The sequence below is a fragment of the Cognatazoarcus halotolerans genome, assembly GCF_009800965.1.
In the GTDB taxonomy this organism is placed as follows: Bacteria; Pseudomonadota; Gammaproteobacteria; order Burkholderiales; family Rhodocyclaceae; genus Cognatazoarcus; species Cognatazoarcus halotolerans.
Genome location: NZ_WUAF01000001.1, coordinates 140,733 through 159,721, shown reverse-complemented (window position 1 = coordinate 159,721; position 18,989 = coordinate 140,733). Strand labels below are relative to the sequence as shown.

Genomic DNA, 18,989 nt, shown 5'->3' with positions numbered 1-18,989 from the left:
CTTACTGTGCGGCGGCGCAGCCTGCAAGCCGGGAGGCGGGACCCATGCACGGGCGACCCGCGAGGCTCAAGTCTGCCCCGGTCTGGCCGAATACCTAGGGTGAATGCGGCAGTCGCGCCGCCCGAACCTTGTGGAGCCGGATCATGCGTTTGCGTCCCGTGTTGTTCATTTTGGCGATTGCGTCCGGTGGCTCGTTGCAGGCTGCCGATTGGGTTTCCGTGTCCGGCTCGCAGGCGCGAAAGGCCGAGATCGACCGTGCCAGCATCCTGCAATCGGACCCAGGAACGAAGGTCGCCTGGGGACGCATCGTGTTGCCCGACGAGGAAGCGGACAAGGCAGGCTACAAGGTGATCAAGGCGCTCAACCGTTATGACTGCCGTACTGGCACCTTCACCACGATCAAGCGGGCCTATCTCGACAGGGACGCGCACCTGATTCGCGAGGAGCGCGTCGCCGAGCCCAAGGTCATGAATGCCGCTCCGCGCAGCGTAGACGAGCGCCTGTGGTACGAAGTATGCAAGCCGCCTTCGGTCGATGATCTGCAGAAAGTCGCGGTCGAGGCGGGTCGTGCCGCGAGCGCGGAAAAGGAGACCGGCTCGGCCCGCCATGCCGACTACCGTCCGGCCGAGACAGATACGCCGCCCGAAAAGCGCACCGTGGCCGACGGCCATGCTGCGCCCGCCGAGGCCCACGGTGCCGAGGCACCTGCCGAAGCAGCTGCGCCGAGAGCACCGCTGATCAAGCTTCCGCCTCCACCCGCTCCGGAACCGGCACCCGCCGTGGCGCACGAGACAGTGCATGCCGCACCGCCTCCGGTCGAGCACCGGGCGCCCCGGCGAGTACCGTCACGACCGGCTCGCAAGGTGTTGGTCGCGCATGCCGCGCCGAAGGTCGACATGCCACCGGTGGTAGAACACCACGAGATCCACTGGGACTACTCCGGCCCAGGCGGCCCGGAGAGCTGGGGTACGCTGAGGCCGGAATACGCACAGTGCGCGAAAGGCGGCCGGCAGTCCCCGATCGACGTGCGCGACGGCATCCGGGTCGATCTGCAGCCGATCGAATTCGACTACAAACCCACGTATTTCAGGATCATCGACAACGGTCACACCGTCCAGGTGAATGTCGGCGAGGGCAGTACCATCCGCGTCATGGGTCGCCAGTACGATCTGGTCCAGTTCCATTTCCACCGCCCGTCCGAAGAGCGCATCAACGGCAGGGGGTTCGACATGGTTGCTCACCTGGTGCACAAGGATCTCGACGGTCGCCTCGCGGTTGTTGCAGTGCTGCTGCAGCGCGGTTCGGATCATCCGCTGGTGCAGACGCTGTGGAACAATCTGCCGCTCGAAAAGAACGTCGGCTATGCGCCTGACGTGTCAATCGATCTCAACCAGTTGTTGCCGGAAGATCGGCGTTACTACACCTACATGGGCTCACTGACGACCCCACCCTGCACGGAAGGGGTGTTGTGGATGGTGATGAAGCAGCCGGTTTCGCTGTCGGCGGAGCAGATCGGCATCTTTTCGCGGCTTTATCCGATGAATGCCCGCCCGGTACAGCCTGCGGGCGACCGCCTGATCAAGGAGTCGCGCTGAATGGCCCGGGAGGAGAATCTCGCCATTGCCGGGGCGCGGACACCGCGTCGCCTTCCTCCCAGAGCGTGAAGTAGAAGCGGGCGCCTTCGTTCGGTTTCGAGTCGGCCCAGATGCGGCCCTTGAAACGATGCACGATGCGCTCGACGATCGCCAGCCCGATGCCGCTGCCCTGGTAGTCCGCACCGTGCAGCCGCTCGAAGGGCTTGAACAGCTTGCCGGCGTAGCGCATGTCGAACCCCGCGCCGTTGTCGGAAACGCAGTAAATCGAGACCTTCTCGTGAATGGTACGAGACAGGCGGATCTCGGTGACCGGCTTGCCGGCACTGTATTTCCAGGCGTTGCCCAGCAGGTTCTCCATCATCACCGTCAGCAGACCCCGGTCGCCGACGACGTGCAGTCGCGGTTGGATCAGCCCGTGCAGCATCCGGTCCGGTTCGGATTCGGCGTAGCGGGCGAGAATGCTCTCGCACAGGGCGCTGAGATCGACGTCCTCGTTATGTGCGATCGAACGGTTGATGTCGGCCAGGCGCAGCAGGTCCACCGTGAGCTGATCGATGCGCACCGTGGCGGACAGGATGCGGTCGAGGTGCTGGCGCCCTGTGGCGTCCAGCTTGTCGGCATAATCCTCGATCAACACGTGGGCGAATCCGTTCAGTGAGCGCAGCGGCGCGCGCAGGTCGTGCGACACGGAATAGGAAAAGGATGCGAGTTCGCGGTTGGCTTGCTCGAGCTCGCTGGTCCGCGCGCGCACACGCGATTCGAGTTCATTGTTGAGCTGCTTGAGCTCCCGTTCGGCACGCTGCCGCTCGATGGCGAGCGCGACGTGGCCGGCGACGGTCATTGCGAGTTGTACTTCTTCGTCGCCAAAGCTGTGCTTGCGCCGGTAGTACATCGCAAACTTGCCAATCAGTTTGCCCCGATGCTTTATCGGAATGAAGCCGAGCGCGGCGATACCTTCCTGTTCGAACAGCGCCCGGAAGGGGGCGAGATCGGCATCGTCGGCAGCGTCGGAAACCAGCAACGGCCGGGCGTCTTCGTCGACCAGCCATGGAGAATGAGCGTGAACCCGCTGCCGGTAGGCGTCGGAAAGATCGTCCCATGCCACGAACTGCATTTCTCCCTGCGCGTCCTTCAGCAGGATCGCGCTGCGGTCGCAGTCGGCGCCGACGCGTAGCGCCTGCAGCGCGCTGTGGAAGACCTCGTCGGGCGCGCTGGCGTGCGAGACCGCCGAGGTGAGTTGGGCGAGCGCGGCCAGCCTGCGAGCGTCCCTGACCTGTTCGGTGAGGTCGTGTGCCGCGACGATGAGCGCGGGCTTGCCGAGAAAGAGCAGCCTGCCGCAGGCAATCTCGAGTTCGAGTGGGCCGCAGGCGCAATTGACGCGACAGCGCCGCAGCAGTCGTTCGTTCTGGGGCAACCGGTCGACCAACTCGCACATTCGTTGCGCCTCGAACGGGTCGAGAAACGACACGGCCGGAAGGCCGATGAGTTGCGCGGGATCGTCGAAGCCGAGCAGTTCGAGGGCGTGTGCATTGGCGCGTACGATGAAGCCGTCGAGCACGATCAGGATTGCCCCGGGCGAAACATCGAGGAGCGTGTCGAGCGCTTCGAAAGAGGGCTGCTGGAGAATTTCGGGTTCGGTCGGATTCATCGCCATCGGCGCACGTGGTCTGTCACGGGAGTTTGAACAGGGCATTGGAAACCCTCTTTAACATTCTGCGTCGCGATTTGCGAAGGAACAATTTTGCATCCGTAACGATGCCGGTGTGTTCGTGTGCCTATTCCGTTCGCAAGGCTTCGACCGGATCAAGCCGCGCCGCGCGCCGTGCCGGCAGAACGCCGGCGGCGAGGCCGATCAGCACCGCACACGCTTCGGCGGTCAGGACGAAGCGCCAGGGCGTCTGCACCGGCAGGGCCGGCACTGCGAGGCCGATGAGCCCGGCCAGCGTGCCACCAAGCAACAGCCCGACAATGCCCCCGATCGCGGCGAGAACGATCGCTTCGGTCAGAAACAGCAGCAGGATGTTGCGGCGCGGGGCGCCGAGCGCCACGAGCAGGCCGATCTCGGCCGTGCGTTCGGAGACCGCGATGGTCATGATGGTGACGATGCCGACACCGCCGACGAGCAGCGAGATGCCGCCCAGCGCGCCGACCGCGGCAGTGAGGATGTCGAGAATCTTCGACAGCGTACGCAGCATGTCTTCCTGGGTCGTGAGGGTGAAGTCCTCACGACCGTGGCGAGCGCTCAGACGCGCCTTGATGCTCGCCGCGACCTGGCTGGCGGTCAGTCCCTCGCGATAGGAAACATCGATCTCGAGCAGGCCGCTGCGGTTGTAGAGCGCCATCGCTCGACCAGTGGGAATGTAGGCGGTGTCATCGAGGTCGGTGCCGAGGAACTGGCCCTTCTGTTCCATTACGCCAATCACGCGGTAACGCTCTCCGCCGATGCGGATGCGCTGGCCGAGCGGGTTGGCGGCACCGAACAGTTCGCGCTTGAGCTTTGCGCCGAGCACCGCGAAGGCGCGCGCGTTTGCTGGATCGTCGGGCGGGAGGAAGCGCCCGCTCCTGACCTGCATCGCGAACACCTGCTGCATCGCGCTGCCGACGCCGTAGATGGTGGTCCGGCGAACACGGCCCTGAGCCTCGACTTCGGAGTTGCCCCACACCACCGGCGTGACCGCGGTCACGCCGGGAAGGTGCACCAGCGATGCAGCGTCCTCGAGGATGAGTTCCCGACTGGTGCTGGGCAAGCCAGGCGGACCACCGCGTGCACCCTGACGGCCGGCAGTGATGCCAATCACGTTGGTGCCGAACTGGCTGAATTCGGCGAGCACGAAACGGTGAATGCCTTCGCCGATCGAGGTCAGCAGAACGATGGCGGCGATGCCGATCGAAATGCCGAGCAGGGTGAGAAAGCTGCGCAGGCGGTGCGCGGTGATGGAGCCGAGCGAGAGTCCGAGGATGTCACGGGTAATCATCGTTGCTCAGCGCCGAGTCAGCGCCTGTACCGGATCGAGCGAGGCCGCTCGGCGCGCCGGCAGAACGCCGAAGAGCAATCCGGTGGCGAGCGCGGTGCCGATACCGGCCGCGACCGCCCAGTCCGGTGGCCAGGCCGGAAGTACCGGGTAGAGTAGCCGCAGCCCCCAGGCGCCGGCATGACCGAGCGCGATGCCCGCCGCCGCGCCACCCAGCGAGAGCAGCGCCGCCTCGGCAAGAAAGCTCATGCGGATGTCGTGGTCGGTGGCGCCGAGCGCCTTGAGCAGGCCGATCTCCGCGGTGCGCTGGGTGATGGCTACCAGCATCACGTTCATTACCAGGATGCCGGCCACGCACAGACTGATCGCGGCGATGCCCGCCACACTCAGGGTCAGCGCGCCGAGAATCCGGTCGAAGGTGCCGAGAACCGCGTCCTGGGTGATCAGCGTGACGTCTTCCTCGCCGTCGTGACGGGTCTTGAGAATCTCCAGGATCTGCGTCTTGGCGGCCGGAATGCGATCGCGGCTGCGTGCTTCGGCGAGGATGCGGAACAGGGTGTTGCTATTGAACATGGCCTGTGCCGCTGCGACCGGCACGAATACCTGCTCGTCCGAGTTCATGCCCAGACCTTGGCCCGCTGGCGCGAGTACGCCGATGACCCTGAATCGTCGGTCGCCAATCCTCACCATGCGACCCACCGGTGAATCGGCGCCGAACAGTTCCGCGCGCAGCGTGGCGCCGATGACGGCCACCGACGAGGCACGGCGCAGATCCTCGGCCGGCAGGAAGCGGCCCTGTGCCATGCCCATCTTGCGCACCGCGATGAAGTCAGCAGTGGTACCGACCACCATCGCCTCGCGCAGCCGACCGCCGTGCGCAATTTCGGAATTACCCACGGCCAGTGGCGCGATCAGCGAGATCTGGGGCGCGCGCAGCAAGGCGGCTGCATCTTCAAGGGTGAGGTCGCGCGGGGTCGAGGTGATGAAGCTGCCGGCGTTGACGCCGCCCGTCTGGGTGCGGCCGGGCAGCACGATCACGAGATTGCTGCCGAGCGCCGAGAACTCGCCGACCACGTAGCGGCGAGCGCCGTCGCCAAGCGCGGTAAGTACGACCACCGCCGCTACCCCGATGGCCATTGCCAGCACCATCAACCCGGTGCGCAGGCGATAGGCGGTTGCCGCCCGCCAGGCGAAGCGTAGCGTGTCCGAGGATGTCATCCGGGGGCTCCTCCGCTACCGACGACATCCCGCTCGATCGCGCCGTCGGCCATCAGTAGCCGGCGCCTTGCCCGCGCGCCCATGACGGGGTCGTGCGTGACCACGATGAGCGTTACGCCGCCGGCGTTGAGTGCCTCGAGCAGGCGGGTGACATCCCGTCCGGTAGCCCGGTCGAGGTTGCCGGTGGGTTCGTCGGCGAGCAGCAGCGCCGGCGCCATGATCGTGGCCCGTGCAATCGCGACGCGCTGGCGCTGGCCGCCGGAGAGCTGATCGGGGCGGTGGTCAGCGCGGCTGTCGAGGCCGAAATCGCTGAGTGCACGCCTGACCTTGTCATCGCGTTCGCGGGGCGGCACGCCGGCCAGCAGCAAGGGCAGGGCGATGTTTTCGGCGGCGCTCAGCCGCGGAACCAGATGAAAGCTCTGGAACACGAAGCCGATCCGCTCGCGGCGGATCTGCGCCTGTTCGTCGGGGGAAAGTGTGGTGACGTCGCGACCTTCCAGGCGGTAGTGCCCCGAGTCGGGTCGATCCAGCAGGCCCAGCAGATTGAGGAGGGTCGACTTCCCCGACCCGGACGGGCCCATGACGGCGACGTATTCGCCCGCTTCTATGCCAAGGCTTACGTGGCTCAGCGCATGGACGTCGGTGTCACCGAGATGGAAGACGCGTTCGATGCCCTCTAGCTCGATCTGCGCCATATCGACTCAGTGCCCGTCGGCTTCGTCGGCTCGCGCCCTGGCGCCCGGCAAGACGCCTTCGCGCTCGAGCGAGGTAACGATCCGGTCTCCTTCTTCGAGTCCGCCGGTGATCTCAGTGAATTCCCAGTTGGCGAGCCCGGTGTCGACCTTGCGTTCCTCCAGGACGCCCTTGTTGCCGAAGCGCAGCACGGTATTGCCCGCACGCAGCGCGGCGGTCGGTATTCTCAGTACATCGGTATGTACCTTGAGGATGATCTCCGCATCGGCGCTGTATCCGACCAGCAGGCCCCTGGCTGCATCCTGAGGCTCGAAGTCGATGTCGACATCGACGGTACGGGCCTGCTTCTCGACTGCCGCCACATAAGGCGCAACGCGCTTCACGCGGGCCGCGAAGACCCTGTCGGGCAGCGCGTCGATGGTGACCCGCACGCTCTGGCCGGGCTGGATCTTTGGTGCATCCACTTCGTCCATCGGCGCCTTTACGTAGAGGCAGGATTCATCGATGAGATCGATCGCGGGCGGTGTGGCGACACCCGGTGGCGACGGCGTGGCGTATTCGCCGAGCTTTCCGGTGATCTTCGCGACCGTGCCATCGAAGGGGGCCACAAGTACCGTGCGACGTTGTTCGGTACGGCTTGCCGCGACCCGTGCGCTGGCGGCGGTTACGTCGGCGCGCGCCGTTTCGCAGGCGGCCTTGCGCGATACGGCGTCGGCGCGCGCGCGCTCGGCGGCCGAGTCGGAGACAAAACCGCGTGCCTGCAGGTCCTGCTGACGGTCTGCCTCGCGCGCCGCATTGGCGGCCAGCGTACAGATCTCCGCCACCCGCTTGCGGGCGCTCCCGAACTGGGCCTCGGAGATCGCCTCCTGTGCCTGTTGGTCGTCGTTCCAGAGCCTCATCAGGACCTGACCCTGACGCACATGGGCGCCTTCCTCGATCGCAATGGAATCGATGCGTCCGCCCTGCAGCGGGGCGAGGCGGGCGCGTCGGCAGGATTCGATCTCGCCGGCGCGCGTGTTCGCAACCGTTGCCTCGACGATGCCCCGGGCCACGCGGGACACGTCGACTGCGACCGGTGAAGGTCGCGTGTACCACCAGATTGCCGCTCCACAGGCCACGACGACCACCACTGCCAGGCCACGGCGCAGGATTGGAGACATCTCCGACTCGGATTTGATCGTTATGGATCAATCATCGACCGAACGCGCGCCGGTCGCAAGGTCGGCCCGGCGGTCATCGGCTCAGGGCCCGGCCTGTTCCGAGACGATCAGCCATTCGCCGTCCCGTTTGTCGAACACGAGACTGCGACGCTGGATCTTGTGCTCGCCGGCACGTTCGAGGTCCTGGGTAAAGCCCACCCGTGCCCGGGCTCCGTCGATGTTGATCTCCATCTTCGATAGCCGCAGCACGACAGGTTCCGATTGCCGCAGTTCGTCACGGCGGGTTTCACGCCATTGATCGGGACTGATTCCATCGGGTGGCGCGAAATCCTCCGCGTAATGTGCGAGATAGGCGGCCGTGTCGCGCTTGCTCCAGGCTTCGGCCCATCCGGCCAGTGCCAGTCGCAGCGCGGTGCGCGTGGTCTCGATGCTCTCGGTCGAGGATTCCTGGCCCGGTCCGGGCGTGCGCTCGCCGGTCGTTGCATCGCCATAGGCACTGGCGGCAGTGGCGAAACTCTCGGGAGCGCTGTCGTCGTCCACCGGCGGGTAGCCGGATGGGGACTGGTCGCGGATCCGTCCGATCAGGACGTGGGCAAACCCCTGCCGATATACGAGCTGGCTGTGGTCCAGTTCGAGTTCCTCGAGTGGCGTCAGGTGACGGTCGTTGCGCTGCTGGACGTCAGCTCCGGCCCGGAGGAGCTGGCGGGCGATGGCGTCGTCGTTGCGGTGATGGCGGGCCAGCACGATCAGATGCAATGGCGTGTTTCCGGCTGCGTCGGCGGCATTGGTGGCTGCACCGGCGGCGAGCAGCTTTTCGACCATGCCGGGAATTCTGCGCTGGACCGCGTGGTGCAGGGCCGTCCGTCCGGCGAAACGCAATCGTGAATCTGTTTCGCCCGGCGAGGCGCCGGCGTCGAGGGCGGCCTGGACGTCATTCTGGTCGCCACATGCTGCGGCACGGACAAGCGGTGGAACGTTTTCCTGAGGCCCGGGGCAACTCACCATCGGTGTGCTGACTGCGGGAGGGCGGGTGTCGATGATCGGGGCCGGCGGGGCGCGATTGAGTTCGGCAAGCCCGACGCCAATGGTGACGGCGATAACAGGGATTGCTGCACCGAACCACAACCACTTGCGGTCCGCGCGGCCGATGGGCGTGCGAGTGCGCCGGCCGTGGCTGTGGTGTCGGCGCCTCTTGCGGCTTTTCGGCCTGTTGGCACCATCGTCGATTTTGGCTTCAGCCACGGCTTTCCAGTCGATTCGCAATCCTTGTGCAATTTTGAGTCAGGCTGGCGTCACGCGTCCACAAGAGAAAATGCGGCAGTGCAAAATAAACTACACAAGTCGTTGAAATCTGAGACAATAACCGGCTGTTTTTCGCCTTCGCCGGCTCGTGTGTGCGATTTCCGCTGTACGCTGGCTTGAAGCGCCACCCTGGAAATCCGCTCATGGAAAACCCAAGCCCCGATACCGAAACGCCGATCACCTTCAGTGACCTCGGCCTGCCCGAACCCCTGCTGCGCGCCCTCGGGGCGATTGGCTACGAGAATCCTTCACCCATTCAGGCGGCGTGCATTCCGTTGCTCCTCGAGGGCAAGGACATGCTCGGCCAGGCCCAGACCGGAACCGGCAAGACAGCCGCCTTTGCCCTTCCGCTGCTTGCCAGGATCGATCCCCGGCTCAACAAGCCACAGGTTCTGGTTCTCACCCCGACACGCGAACTCGCAATCCAGGTCGCCGAGGCCTTCCAGAAGTACGCGCACCACATGCCGGGCTTCCAGATCCTGCCGATCTACGGCGGTCAGAGTCTCGGCATGCAGCTCAAGCAGCTGTCACGCGGGCCGCAGGTGATTGTCGGTACGCCGGGCCGGGTGATCGATCACCTCGAGCGCGAGAGCCTCAATACCGATGCGCTGTCGATGGTGGTGCTCGACGAAGCCGACGAGATGCTGCGCATGGGCTTCATCGACGCGGTCGACCAGATTCTCGAGGCGCTGCCGCGAGAGCGCCAGGTGGCGTTGTTCTCGGCCACCATGCCCGAGCCGATCCGTCGCGTTGCGCATCGCCATCTGCGTGATCCGCAGGAAGTGAAAATCGCCTCGTCCACCGCGACCGTGCCGCAGATCTCACAGCGCTACTGGCAGGTGAGCGGCACTCACAAGCTCGACGCGCTGACGCGCATCCTCGAGGCCGAGGAGGATCTCGACGCGGCGATCATCTTCGTTCGCACCAAGACGTCCACCGTCGAGCTGGCCGACAAGCTGGCTGCGCGCGGTTATTCGGCCGCCGCACTGAACGGCGACCTGCAGCAGTCGCTGCGCGAGCGCACCGTCGAACAACTGCGCGCTGGCAACATCGATCTCATCATCGCGACCGACGTCGCCGCCCGGGGCATCGACGTGGCACGTGTCAGCCACGTCATCAACTACGACATTCCCTACGACACCGAGGCCTATGTTCATCGCATCGGCCGCACCGGCCGGGCCGGCCGCAAGGGCTGCGCGATCCTCTTCGTCGCGCCGCGCGAGCGCCGCATGCTCAAGCTCATCGAGCGCGCTACGCGCCAGCCGATCGCGCCGATGGCCTTGCCCACCAAGGCCGATCTGGCCAACCGTCGGGTTGCCCGCTTCAAGCAGCAGGTGCTGGATGTGGTCGAGGCCGAGGAGCTGGGCTTCTTCGAGTCGCTGATCGGCCAGATGGAATCCGAGCTCGAGCTCGATGCAGGGCGTATTGCCGCAGCGCTGGCGTGGATGGCGACAAAGGAACGTCCCCTGAGGGTCGAAGGCTCGGACAGCGAGGAGTCCGCCCGCCCTGCACGCGAGGCGCGGATCGATCGCGAGTTCAGCGCCCCGCCGCGTGCTGGCTTCGAAGCCCGGCCGCGCGGTGATTTCGAGAGCGCCCCGCGCGCGCCGGCGCCGCGGCCCGGCAGCAGTGCCGGCCTCGTCCGCTACAAGGTTAACGTCGGCCGCGAGCAGGGCATCACGCCGCGTGACCTCGTCGGCGCGATCGCCAACGAAGGCAATATCGAGAGCCGCTTTATCGGCCGCATCGATCTGTTCGACGATTTCAGTACGGTCGAGCTGCCGGCGGACCTCTCCGCCGACAAGCTCGACGCGCTGCGCCGTGTGCGGGTTCGCCAGATCCCGCTCGGCCTGAGTCCCGACGACGGTACGCTGCCGACCCGCGACAAGCCGGTGTTCCGCGAGGGCGGCAACAAGTTCGGCGGACCGCGTCGCGAGGGTGGCGGCTTCCGCAAGGAAGGCGGCTTCAGGCGCGAAGGCGATTTCAAGCCACGCCGTGAAGGTGCGGGTAGCGATGCGCCGCGCGGGCCGCGCCCGTCCTCGTGGAGCGACCGCAAGCCGGCCGGCAACAGCTGGTCCGATCGTAAACCGGCCGGTGGCGGTGACAGCCGCCCGGCGCGACGCGAGGGTCCGTCATCCGACCGCCCCCAGCGCCGCAGCGAAGGCGGCTGGAGCCCGGCGCCGGGGCCGCGCAATGACGGCAGTGCGCCGTTCAAGGGCAAGAAGTTCCGCAAGGACTGATCTTTGCCGGGTTGTGGGTTTAAACGGGGGAGGCTGATCGCCTCCCCTTTGTCGTCCACGCCACCGGGCTTATTCAGCGCGGTGTGAATCGGGCAATGAACTGCCGGTCGATGCGATCCTTCCAGCGCCAGACCCAGTCGCCCCACCAGGCGAGCGGTCCCCACGCCGCGAGGGCGTGTCGCTCGCCGGTACTGACAAGATAGAGCGCGCGTCGCTGCGCCTTCCATGGCTGCAGTGGCTCGCCGGACAAGGCCCGCAGCAGATTTTCGGCGAGGGGCGGGCCTGCACGCACCGCGAACACGCCCGACTTTGGCCGCGGATGGGCATGCGCGGCGATGTCGCCGGCGGCAAACACGAACGGGTGGCTGGTCGATTGCAGCGTCGGGCCGACGCGGATGAAGCCCGACGTGTCGGTGTCGAGTCCCGAAGCCTTCGGCCACACTGGTGCGGCGGCGCCGGGCACTAGCAGGCACTGCCTGGCAGGGAGCCGGGTTCCGCCGGTAAGGCACAGCGTGTGGCCGTCGTAATGTATTGCACGACGGCCGCCGTGAAAGCCGACGCCACGCTCGGCAAGCAGGCGCATCGCGCGTTTGCGCAGGATCAGCGGCATGCCTGCCAGCGGCTCCTCTCGCGAGGACACCAGGTGGATCTCGATGTTGCGAGTGGGGGCGTCGCGTTCGAGCCGATGGCGCATCGCGAACGCCAGCTCAACACCAGCCGCGCCGCCGCCGACGATGGCGATCGATCCTCCGTTGCCGTCGCTCAGGTCGGCCAGCCACGTTTCCCAGCCGCGGATGAAGCGCTCGATCGGCCTGATCGGCAGGGCATGCTCCGCCGCGCCTGGAATGATCCTGCCGTCGGTGACCGGGCCGGTATCGATCGACAGAATGTCGAAATCGATCTTCTCCCCGTTGCAGCACTCAACTCGTTTTGCGTCGAGGTCGATGTGGTGCGCAGCCTGCTGGATGAATCGCACGCCCGCACGTGCCGCCAGGCGGTCCAGTGGCAGCACGCAGGCCTCGAGCGGATAGTGGCCGGCGATCCAGCCGGGCAGCATGCCCGAATACACCTGCCGGACATGGGGAGACACCAGCGTGATGTCGACATCGGTCGGGTGAGCCTTGCGCAGGGCATCGAGCACGTACACATGGGCGTGCCCGCCGCCGAGCAGGAGCAGGCGCTTCATCTCGCGGCCTCGAACCGAATGTCACCAAAGCGGGCTTCGACCCGCTCGCCGGTGTTGTCGGTGTCCGCGCTTACGGCAATGCCGGTAATGTTCGGTGCGGCTTCGCCGAATGCCGTCTGGAAATCCGCCCGCAAGTCGCGTGATTCGTCCTTCCAGCGGCCGGCTTCTGCATTGCCGCTTTGCAGCACGATCATGCGCACGCGGTCCGTGTAGGGATTGGGTGCAATGGTGCCGACGGACTGTGCGGTCCCCCATACGTAGCACAGGGCCGCGGTGGGGATCTGTGCGCCGTGCAGCAGACGCGCGGTGGCAATCGCCATGCGTTCGGACATCGACAGCCGGTCGGCGGGGTAATCGAAAAACACGTATAGCCGCGCAGCGTAATCGTCGCCGTGTTTGTGGCGCAGGTCGGATCCCTTCACCGCGCCAGAGACCTCCCAGCGCCACTGCAGTACCGGCGTTGCGGCGGTGTCGATCGACACCGCGCGGGTGAGGCTGGAGGCGGCTGCGTCGGAGCGGACGCGCAGTACGGTGGTGCCGCTGTCGTCCACCAGATCGAACTGCGAGGCCCTGGTGACCTTGGGCAGGGTGGTATGCACCCAGCCGCTGGGTGGCGCACCGGGCGGGGAAGCGGAAAAATCTCCGGGCCCGGGGGCCGCAATTGCGCGTGTCGCCATGAAGGCCAATGCAGAGAGGGCAAGCACGGCGAGGATTCGATGCATCGGGCGGTCAGATCCGGGAACGCGCCGGGCTGAGCAATGCGGCTGCCCGGTCGAGGTCTGACGGGTGATCGACATCCCAGAGCACGGCCGGTTCGGACCAGCGCAGCCGATGCGCGGCAAGGCGCTGCCGGGTGACCTGCATCACGGTTTCCCTGCCCCATGCAATACCGTCGAAAAAGCCCTCCGGCAGGGGCCGGCGTGCGCCGACGAGCACGTAGCCGCCGTCCTCGGCGGGCAGGAACACGGCATCGTCGCCGCCGTTGAGTGCAGCGGCACATGCACGCAGTTCGTCCGCGCCGAGGGCCGGGCAGTCGCTGCCCGTCAGCAATACCGGCCCGTGGGGCAGGAGGCTGTCGAGGCAATGCGCCATGCGTGCGCCAAGGTCATCGCCTTGCTGGATGCGCAGGTCCGTGATCCGTCCGCCACGACACAGGGCACGGAAGAAACGGTGATCGATATCGCCGGCGGCCCACAGGGACATCGGACCGAGCGCCGCACGATGGGCATTGTCGAGCGTGGCCAGCACCATGCGGCGATGTGCCCGTGCGGCGCCGGCCGCGCCGAGCCGGGGTATCAGGCGGGTCTTGGCGGCGCCCGGGACCGGTGCGCGGGCGAAGATCGCGATCTGCATGCTTCAATGTTCCCCGCGCGGGCGATAGCCGTAGCGCCGCGCCAGCCGCTCCGGATCTGCCCCCAGGCAATAGGCCGCGCGCAGCCGCCACATCAGCAGAATCGTGCGCGCCACGCCGTGCTTCTCCCAACGTCGGCCGGACGTAGTCACCCGCTCGTGGAGGCAGGCGGGCCGGCCAAGCCTGCGCAGCGCCTTCGACAGCGCGAGATCTTCCATCAGGGCGATGTCCGGGAAGCCGCCCGCGGCTTCATAGGCCGAGCGCCGCACGAACATGGCCTGATCGCCGGTGGCGATGCCGCTCAGGCGGGAGCGCAGATTCATCATCGCAGCGATCACGCCGAGCATCCGGTGCGAGCCTTCGATGTCTACATCGAAACGGCCCCATGGGTGTGCGCTCAAGGCGCCGAGAACCCGACGGTCGGCGTTGTCCGGCAGCCGTGTGTCGGCGTGCAGGAACATGAGATTTTCGCCGCGCGCCGTTTGCGCACCCGCGTGCGACTGCGCCCCGCGGCCGCGCGGCGCAATGATGACCTGGTCCGCCAGCGGGCGGGCCAGCGACACTGTGTCGTCGCGGCTGCCGCCGTCGGCGACGACCACCTCGACAGCTCGCCGGCGCAGCGGCACGAGAGCCTCGAGGCAGTCGCGAATACGCGGCGCCTCATCGAGGACCGGTATCACGATCGAAAGGCGTGGGTGGCGCGTGTTCATGGACACCAGGGCAGGGTGAGGCTCTGCAGCAGCTTACCATCGGCATCATGGGCCAGTGCCACCACGGCGCTGTCGGTGAGCCGCAACTCGTTGGCGGGAGCGAAATGGTGACGCATGGTGAACTGCAGGTCGCCCGCCGCCTGTTCGGCCATGCTCCGCACGACAAAGTCGTGCTCGAGCCGAACGCCGCGGTTCTCGCCGGCGGCGACGCTGGAAGAAAGGCCGTTCTGGGTCAGTAGCAGGGTGAGTCGCGTCGCGACTTCGCTGCGACCTTCGAGAACGACGTCCCAGCCGCCGTCGGCGGCCGGACTACCTGTCAGGGTCAGCCGTGCCTGGGCCGGTTGCGACGGTGGTGGTAACGCTGCCGAGCGCCAGTTGCGCAAGTCCGCGCCGTCGAGCATGACCTGCGGTGTGTAGACGGTGCGTCCGCCAGCGCGACGCACCGCAGCCTGCTGGCGCACGCCGTAGGCCGGCGAGGCGAAGCGATCCTTCCAGCCGATGTAGTCCCAGTAATCGACGTGAAACGCGAGCGCGCTCACCTTTTGCGGTGCGATGCCATCGGCCCTCAGGCCTTGCAGCCATCGGTCCGCCGGCGGGCAGGAGTTGCAGCCTTCCGAGGTGTAGAGCTCGATCAGTGGCGTGAGCGCGGCGGCCGATTCGGCCCGGCATTGACCCGCCGCGAGCGCGGTCGAGGTCATGGCAGCAAGGCTGGCGCCAAGCGCCAGGGCTGTGCGGATGTTCATCGGATCAGCCTCCCGCGTCGTTGAGACGCCAGTCGTAGTCGAGGAATTCCAGGGTGTAGTCTCCCTTGCGGATGCGTGCCTGATCGCCGGCCGGGTCGGCGAGCTGCGGGGCATGGCGCGCGAAAGTGGCTTGCAGCGAGTCGAAGCCTCGCCGGCCTTGCTCGAAATCTTCGCGATACCAGTCGAAGATCTTCGAGACCCCGAGCGTGCCGCTGGCGCCGTCGAAGCGGTTGCGGCTGCGATCGGACAGGAAGCGGCGCATGCCGTCCTCGAGTTGCGCATCGAGACGCGTGGCCACGAAGGCCTCGTTGCGCAGCATCGGGCAGCCGATCGAGGCGCACACCACCGCGAAGTGGATGCGCGGATCGTCGAACACACCCGGCGCGCGGATCATGCCGTGCTCGATGTCGTCGAGACTGCGCACCTCGCCGAGCAGCCTGACGAATTTCTTCTTCCACGGTGATTGCAGGAAGCTGCCCAGGTCGCGGATCGATTTCAGTGCGGGATACTTGCTGAGAATGAGCGCCACGGTGAAGGCGTTGTACGCATTGATCAGGAAGGCCAACTTCTCGTCGCGTTGCCAGCCGCGGTATTCGGCGGCCGGTACCGCGGACAGGCTGGCCAGGTAGGCATCCAGCGCGGGGCGCTGTGCGGCAACGCCGGGGTAGTTGAGCCGCGATGCATTGCCGCCCGAGATCAGCTTTACGTGCTTTTGCAGCAAAGCGTTCCAGGCTCCATGGCCGTGATCGAACGCCGCCCGCGCGGGCAACACGGCAAGGAGCGGCAGGGCGAGACCGAGCTTGATCAGCGTGCGCCGTTGCATGGTTCAGCCCCTGCGCCAGGCATGGAAGCGTTCGACCCATCGGAGCAGGCGCTGCGGCGCGTGGGCCCGCTTCCAGTTTCCCGCAACGTACTTGTTGGCTTCCGCCATCGTCGGATAGATGTGGATGGTGCCGAGTATCTTGTTGAGCCCGATGCCGTGCTTCATCGCCAGCACGTATTCTGCGATCAGGTCGCCGGCATGCTCGCCGACGATGGTGACACCGAGAATGCGATCCTTGCCGGGAACCGTCAGCACCTTGACGAAACCATGCGCTTCACCGTCCGCGATGGCACGGTCGAGGTCGTCGATACCGTATGTCGTGACCTCGCAGGCAATGCCTTTTTCCTTTGCCTCCAGCTCGTTCAGGCCGACGCGCGCGATTTCCGGTTCGGTAAAGGTCGCCCAGGGGATCACCGAATAGTCGGCACGGAACTTCTTGAACGGGGCGAATAGCGCGTTGACTGCCGCATACCAGGCCTGATGGGCGGCGGTGTGGGTGAACTGGTAAGGGCCGGCGACATCGCCGGCTGCGTAGATGTTGGGATGCAGGGTCTGCAGGAACGCGTTGGTCTCGACGACCTTTCCGGTCGGGATGCCCATCTCGTCAAGACCGAAGCCCTTGAGGTTTGCCGCGCGACCGACCGCGATCAGGACCGCGTCGAATGGAACGCGTACATCCTTGCCCTGGTGTTCGGCGATCAATATCTTTTCGCCGTTCTCGACCACGAACTGCTTTGCCGTGTGATCCGTCAGCACGGTTACCCCCTCTGCCTGGAAGCGTTGTGCGACGAGTCGCGAAACTTCAGGGTCTTCACGCAGCATCAGCCTGGGCATCATTTCGACCTGGGTGACGTTGGCGCCGAGACGGGCAAAGGTCTGGGTCAACTCGCAGCCGATCGGCCCGCCGCCCAGTACCACCAGGCGGCGCGGCATTTCGCGCAAATCCCAGACATTGTCGGAGGTGAGATAGTCGATCGCGTCGATCCCGGGGATCGGCGGCACGAAGGGTCTCGCACCTGTCGCGATGATGATGCTTCGCGTGGTGAGCGTGTGCTTGCCGTCGGGCGTCTCGATGTCGACGCTCCAAGGCGAGGTGATCCGGGCGCTCCCCTGGACGACCTCTACGCCGAGGCCGGTGTATCGCTCGATGGAGTCGTGCGGTTCGATCTCGCGGATAACCTGGCGGACACGCTCCATGACCTCGGCGAAGTCGAATTCGGCGCTGGCCGAACGAATGCCGAACTCCCGCGAGCGGCGCATGTGGGAAAGCAGTCTGGCCGAACGGATCAAGGCCTTGGAGGGCACGCAACCGGTATTGAGACAGTCTCCGCCCATGCGATGGCGCTCGATGAGCGTCACCTTCGCCTTCACGGCCGTAGCAATGTATGCACTGACCAGGCCGGCACTCCCGGCGCCGATCACGACCAGGTTACGGTCGAAACGCGCGGGCTTCTTCCAAGGGGTGTCGTTGTTCATGTGTCGGACTCTTGTCGATATCGGTCTTAGCCGTGTGCGCGACGGGCGCGCAGGTGGCCGAGGGTTTTTTTCGCGGCCAGCGGGAAGATGCCAAGCAACACGAAGGAGCCGATCAGCCCCGGGGAGAGGATTCCCGACAGCGATTCGATATTTGCGAGCTGGGTGCCGGCATTAACGTAAACCACGGTACCGGCAAGCATGCCGAGCTGGCTTACCCAATAGAAGGTGGGCGTGCGCAGAGGCGTGAGACCCATGACGAGGTTGATCACGAAGAAGGGGAATGCGGGAACGAGGCGAAGGCTGAAGAGGTAGAACCCCCCTTCGCGTTCGATCCCCTGGTTGATTGCCTTGAGCTTGTCGCCAAATCGGCCCTGTACCCAGTCGCGCAGCAGATAGCGGGAGACCAGGAACGCGAGGGTTGCGCCGATGCTGGACGCAAATGAGACGAGCAGCGTTCCCCACCAAAGCCCGAATACGGCCCCCACCGCGAGGGTCATGATGGCTGCGCCGGGCAGGGACAGGGCGGTGACCGCGACGTAGATGAGAAAGAACAGTCCCGCCAGCAAGAGTGGTTGGTTTGTGCGATAGGCTTCGATCGCCGCCTGCTGGCTCTTGAGGTAGTCAAGATTGGCAAAGCGCCCTGCATCGAAGGCAAAGTAGGCTGCGATCAGTACCGCCATCGCCAAGGCAATGACCAGTTTCCCATTTTTCATTCGATTTGGTCCCGATCCGGGGCGGCACAGGCCGCATTGTCGTGTTGGTTGACTAGACAGCGCCTCGGCCGAAATCCTGACATCCGCAGGTGAAAGATTTTTCCGCGGGGTGTGTGGTTGTCGGGATCGGTGGGCGGCGGCGTTGTGCTGCGCACAAAAACCCTGTAAAATCCGAAGCCTATTTCATCTGCCCGGCAAACTTCTTGCGCCTGGGTTGAATGTCCGAGTGCATGGTGCGCCGGACATGCTGCCATCACCCTCACGGTGCCGGCGAATCGAACGGCAGGTGCTAATGCCTGCAACTGTCGGCTCCGGCCATGCTCCGGGCCGCAATGATGGGTCTGTCTTCAATCGCAGACCGCACTGTTTTTTGCAAGGTTGTGGATCCTTCCCGTGTCTTGCCGTCCCGGACGGACAGGCATCGGGGTTCGCTCTGCCATACACGTCAGTGGCAGACAATCGACAGGAATTGGCAACCTCCCGTATACGCGACGGATAGGAGATTCATATGGCCAAGGAAGACCTGGTTCAGTTCGAAGGTGTTGTTCAGGAAGTGCTGCGGGATGCGCGCTTCATGGTGAAGCTTGAAAATGGAATGGATGTGGCCGCCTATGCTTCGGGCAAGATGCGCAAGTTCCGCATTCGTATCCTCGCGGGCGACCGGGTGACGCTCGAGATGTCGCCCTACGATTTGTCCAAGGCGCGTATCTGCTTCCGCCACAAGGACGAGCGCGCGCCGCGCGCAGGGAGCTTTGCACGTACTTGAAATCGAGCAGTCTTGATTTCGAAGACCCGGCTGATGCCGGGTCT

Annotated in this window: 17 protein-coding genes; 3 read left to right on the top strand and 14 right to left on the bottom strand. The window is 65.6% G+C overall.

The genetic code is table 11. The annotated features are described in order from the left end of the window. Window positions 1-143: 143 nt before the first annotated feature. The gene (locus GQB03_RS23110) at window positions 144-1,595 is read left to right on the top strand and encodes a carbonic anhydrase (protein ID WP_159682856.1); all 1,452 of its coding nucleotides are present in this window, start codon (window positions 144-146) and stop codon (window positions 1,593-1,595) included. Here GQB03_RS23110 and GQB03_RS00785 read toward each other — a convergent pair. The 6 genes from GQB03_RS00785 to GQB03_RS00760 all read right to left on the bottom strand — a co-directional run bounded on the left by GQB03_RS00785 (window position 1,579) and on the right by GQB03_RS00760 (window position 8,880). After that, window positions 1,579-3,243, bottom strand: coding sequence for a PAS domain-containing sensor histidine kinase (locus GQB03_RS00785; protein WP_159682853.1), 1,665 nt, complete (start codon window positions 3,241-3,243; stop codon window positions 1,579-1,581). The genes GQB03_RS23110 and GQB03_RS00785 overlap by 17 nt on opposite strands. Window positions 3,244-3,370: 127 nt before the next feature. Further along, window positions 3,371-4,570 (bottom strand): ABC transporter permease, encoded by a 1,200-nt coding sequence (locus tag GQB03_RS00780; RefSeq protein WP_159682850.1) that lies wholly within the window; start codon window positions 4,568-4,570, stop codon window positions 3,371-3,373. Between the two features lie 6 nt (window positions 4,571-4,576). Next, window positions 4,577-5,785 carry an ABC transporter permease gene (locus GQB03_RS00775; protein ID WP_159682847.1) on the bottom strand — a complete coding sequence of 403 codons (1,209 nt, stop codon included), beginning with the start codon at window positions 5,783-5,785 and terminating at the stop codon, window positions 4,577-4,579. Next, the gene (locus GQB03_RS00770; protein WP_159682844.1) at window positions 5,782-6,480 is read right to left on the bottom strand and encodes an ABC transporter ATP-binding protein; all 699 of its coding nucleotides are present in this window, start codon (window positions 6,478-6,480) and stop codon (window positions 5,782-5,784) included. Before GQB03_RS00770 ends, GQB03_RS00775 begins: the two co-directional genes overlap by 4 nt. Window positions 6,481-6,486: 6 nt before the next feature. After that, on the bottom strand, window positions 6,487-7,638 hold the full coding sequence (locus tag GQB03_RS00765; RefSeq protein WP_159682841.1) for an efflux RND transporter periplasmic adaptor subunit: 1,152 nt from the start codon (window positions 7,636-7,638) through the stop codon (window positions 6,487-6,489). An 81-nt stretch (window positions 7,639-7,719) separates the two neighbouring features. Beyond that, window positions 7,720-8,880, bottom strand: a complete 1,161-nt coding sequence (locus GQB03_RS00760) for a L,D-transpeptidase Cds6 family protein (RefSeq protein WP_159682838.1) — start codon at window positions 8,878-8,880, stop codon at window positions 7,720-7,722. Window positions 8,881-9,083: 203 nt separating this feature from the next. Between GQB03_RS00760 and GQB03_RS00755 the strand changes: the two genes are divergently transcribed. Further along, window positions 9,084-11,177, top strand: a complete 2,094-nt coding sequence (locus tag GQB03_RS00755) for a DEAD/DEAH box helicase (RefSeq protein ID WP_159682835.1) — start codon at window positions 9,084-9,086, stop codon at window positions 11,175-11,177. A gap of 73 nt (window positions 11,178-11,250) precedes the next feature. Here GQB03_RS00755 and GQB03_RS00750 read toward each other — a convergent pair whose 3' ends face one another. From GQB03_RS00750 to GQB03_RS23105, 8 genes are read right to left on the bottom strand one after another with little or no spacing between them, the layout of a single operon-like run. After that, the gene (locus GQB03_RS00750) at window positions 11,251-12,363 is read right to left on the bottom strand and encodes an FAD-dependent oxidoreductase (protein ID WP_159682833.1); all 1,113 of its coding nucleotides are present in this window, start codon (window positions 12,361-12,363) and stop codon (window positions 11,251-11,253) included. Then, complete coding sequence (locus GQB03_RS00745; RefSeq protein ID WP_200832057.1) at window positions 12,360-13,085, bottom strand: DUF3047 domain-containing protein; 726 nt, start codon at window positions 13,083-13,085, stop codon at window positions 12,360-12,362. Before GQB03_RS00745 ends, GQB03_RS00750 begins: the two co-directional genes overlap by 4 nt. A gap of 7 nt (window positions 13,086-13,092) precedes the next feature. After that, window positions 13,093-13,716 (bottom strand): TIGR04282 family arsenosugar biosynthesis glycosyltransferase, encoded by a 624-nt coding sequence (locus GQB03_RS00740; RefSeq protein WP_159682827.1) that lies wholly within the window; start codon window positions 13,714-13,716, stop codon window positions 13,093-13,095. A gap of 3 nt (window positions 13,717-13,719) precedes the next feature. After that, window positions 13,720-14,424: a TIGR04283 family arsenosugar biosynthesis glycosyltransferase gene (locus GQB03_RS00735; protein ID WP_159682824.1), complete on the bottom strand. Its 705-nt coding sequence runs from the start codon at window positions 14,422-14,424 to the stop codon at window positions 13,720-13,722. Further along, a complete protein-coding gene (locus GQB03_RS00730) occupies window positions 14,421-15,167 on the bottom strand; it encodes a DUF1223 domain-containing protein (RefSeq protein ID WP_159682822.1) in 747 nt (248 codons plus the stop codon). The genes GQB03_RS00735 and GQB03_RS00730 overlap by 4 nt, the downstream gene beginning before the upstream one ends. Before the next feature lie 4 nt (window positions 15,168-15,171). Beyond that, window positions 15,172-15,990, bottom strand: a complete 819-nt coding sequence (locus GQB03_RS00725) for a DUF547 domain-containing protein (RefSeq protein ID WP_159682819.1) — start codon at window positions 15,988-15,990, stop codon at window positions 15,172-15,174. A gap of 3 nt (window positions 15,991-15,993) precedes the next feature. Further along, complete coding sequence (locus tag GQB03_RS00720) at window positions 15,994-17,466, bottom strand: dihydrolipoyl dehydrogenase family protein (protein ID WP_235026890.1); 1,473 nt, start codon at window positions 17,464-17,466, stop codon at window positions 15,994-15,996. A 26-nt stretch (window positions 17,467-17,492) separates the two neighbouring features. Beyond that, window positions 17,493-18,179 carry a TVP38/TMEM64 family protein gene (locus tag GQB03_RS23105; protein WP_235026889.1) on the bottom strand — a complete coding sequence of 229 codons (687 nt, stop codon included), beginning with the start codon at window positions 18,177-18,179 and terminating at the stop codon, window positions 17,493-17,495. 508 nt (window positions 18,180-18,687) lie between these two features. Between GQB03_RS23105 and infA the strand changes: the two genes are divergently transcribed. Continuing rightward, entirely contained in the window at window positions 18,688-18,945 is a 258-nt protein-coding gene (gene infA / locus GQB03_RS00715; RefSeq protein ID WP_159682817.1) for a translation initiation factor IF-1, read from the top strand. Window positions 18,946-18,989 lie beyond the last annotated feature (44 nt).

Coding starts and splice junctions, on each gene's coding strand:
- GQB03_RS23110 (WP_159682856.1), top strand. CDS start 144: ATGCGTTTGCGTCCCGTGTTGTTCATTTTGGCGATTGCGTCCGGTGGC.
- GQB03_RS00785 (WP_159682853.1), bottom strand. CDS start 3,243: ATGAATCCGACCGAACCCGAAATTCTCCAGCAGCCCTCTTTCGAAGCG.
- GQB03_RS00780 (WP_159682850.1), bottom strand. CDS start 4,570: ATGATTACCCGTGACATCCTCGGACTCTCGCTCGGCTCCATCACCGCG.
- GQB03_RS00775 (WP_159682847.1), bottom strand. CDS start 5,785: ATGACATCCTCGGACACGCTACGCTTCGCCTGGCGGGCGGCAACCGCC.
- GQB03_RS00770 (WP_159682844.1), bottom strand. CDS start 6,480: ATGGCGCAGATCGAGCTAGAGGGCATCGAACGCGTCTTCCATCTCGGT.
- GQB03_RS00765 (WP_159682841.1), bottom strand. CDS start 7,638: ATGTCTCCAATCCTGCGCCGTGGCCTGGCAGTGGTGGTCGTCGTGGCC.
- GQB03_RS00755 (WP_159682835.1), top strand. CDS start 9,084: ATGGAAAACCCAAGCCCCGATACCGAAACGCCGATCACCTTCAGTGAC.
- GQB03_RS00750 (WP_159682833.1), bottom strand. CDS start 12,363: ATGAAGCGCCTGCTCCTGCTCGGCGGCGGGCACGCCCATGTGTACGTG.
- GQB03_RS00745 (WP_200832057.1), bottom strand. CDS start 13,085: ATGCATCGAATCCTCGCCGTGCTTGCCCTCTCTGCATTGGCCTTCATG.
- GQB03_RS00740 (WP_159682827.1), bottom strand. CDS start 13,716: ATGCAGATCGCGATCTTCGCCCGCGCACCGGTCCCGGGCGCCGCCAAG.
- GQB03_RS00735 (WP_159682824.1), bottom strand. CDS start 14,424: ATGAACACGCGCCACCCACGCCTTTCGATCGTGATACCGGTCCTCGAT.
- GQB03_RS00730 (WP_159682822.1), bottom strand. CDS start 15,167: ATGAACATCCGCACAGCCCTGGCGCTTGGCGCCAGCCTTGCTGCCATG.
- GQB03_RS00725 (WP_159682819.1), bottom strand. CDS start 15,990: ATGCAACGGCGCACGCTGATCAAGCTCGGTCTCGCCCTGCCGCTCCTT.
- GQB03_RS00720 (WP_235026890.1), bottom strand. CDS start 17,466: ATGAACAACGACACCCCTTGGAAGAAGCCCGCGCGTTTCGACCGTAAC.
- GQB03_RS23105 (WP_235026889.1), bottom strand. CDS start 18,179: ATGAAAAATGGGAAACTGGTCATTGCCTTGGCGATGGCGGTACTGATC.
- infA (WP_159682817.1), top strand. CDS start 18,688: ATGGCCAAGGAAGACCTGGTTCAGTTCGAAGGTGTTGTTCAGGAAGTG.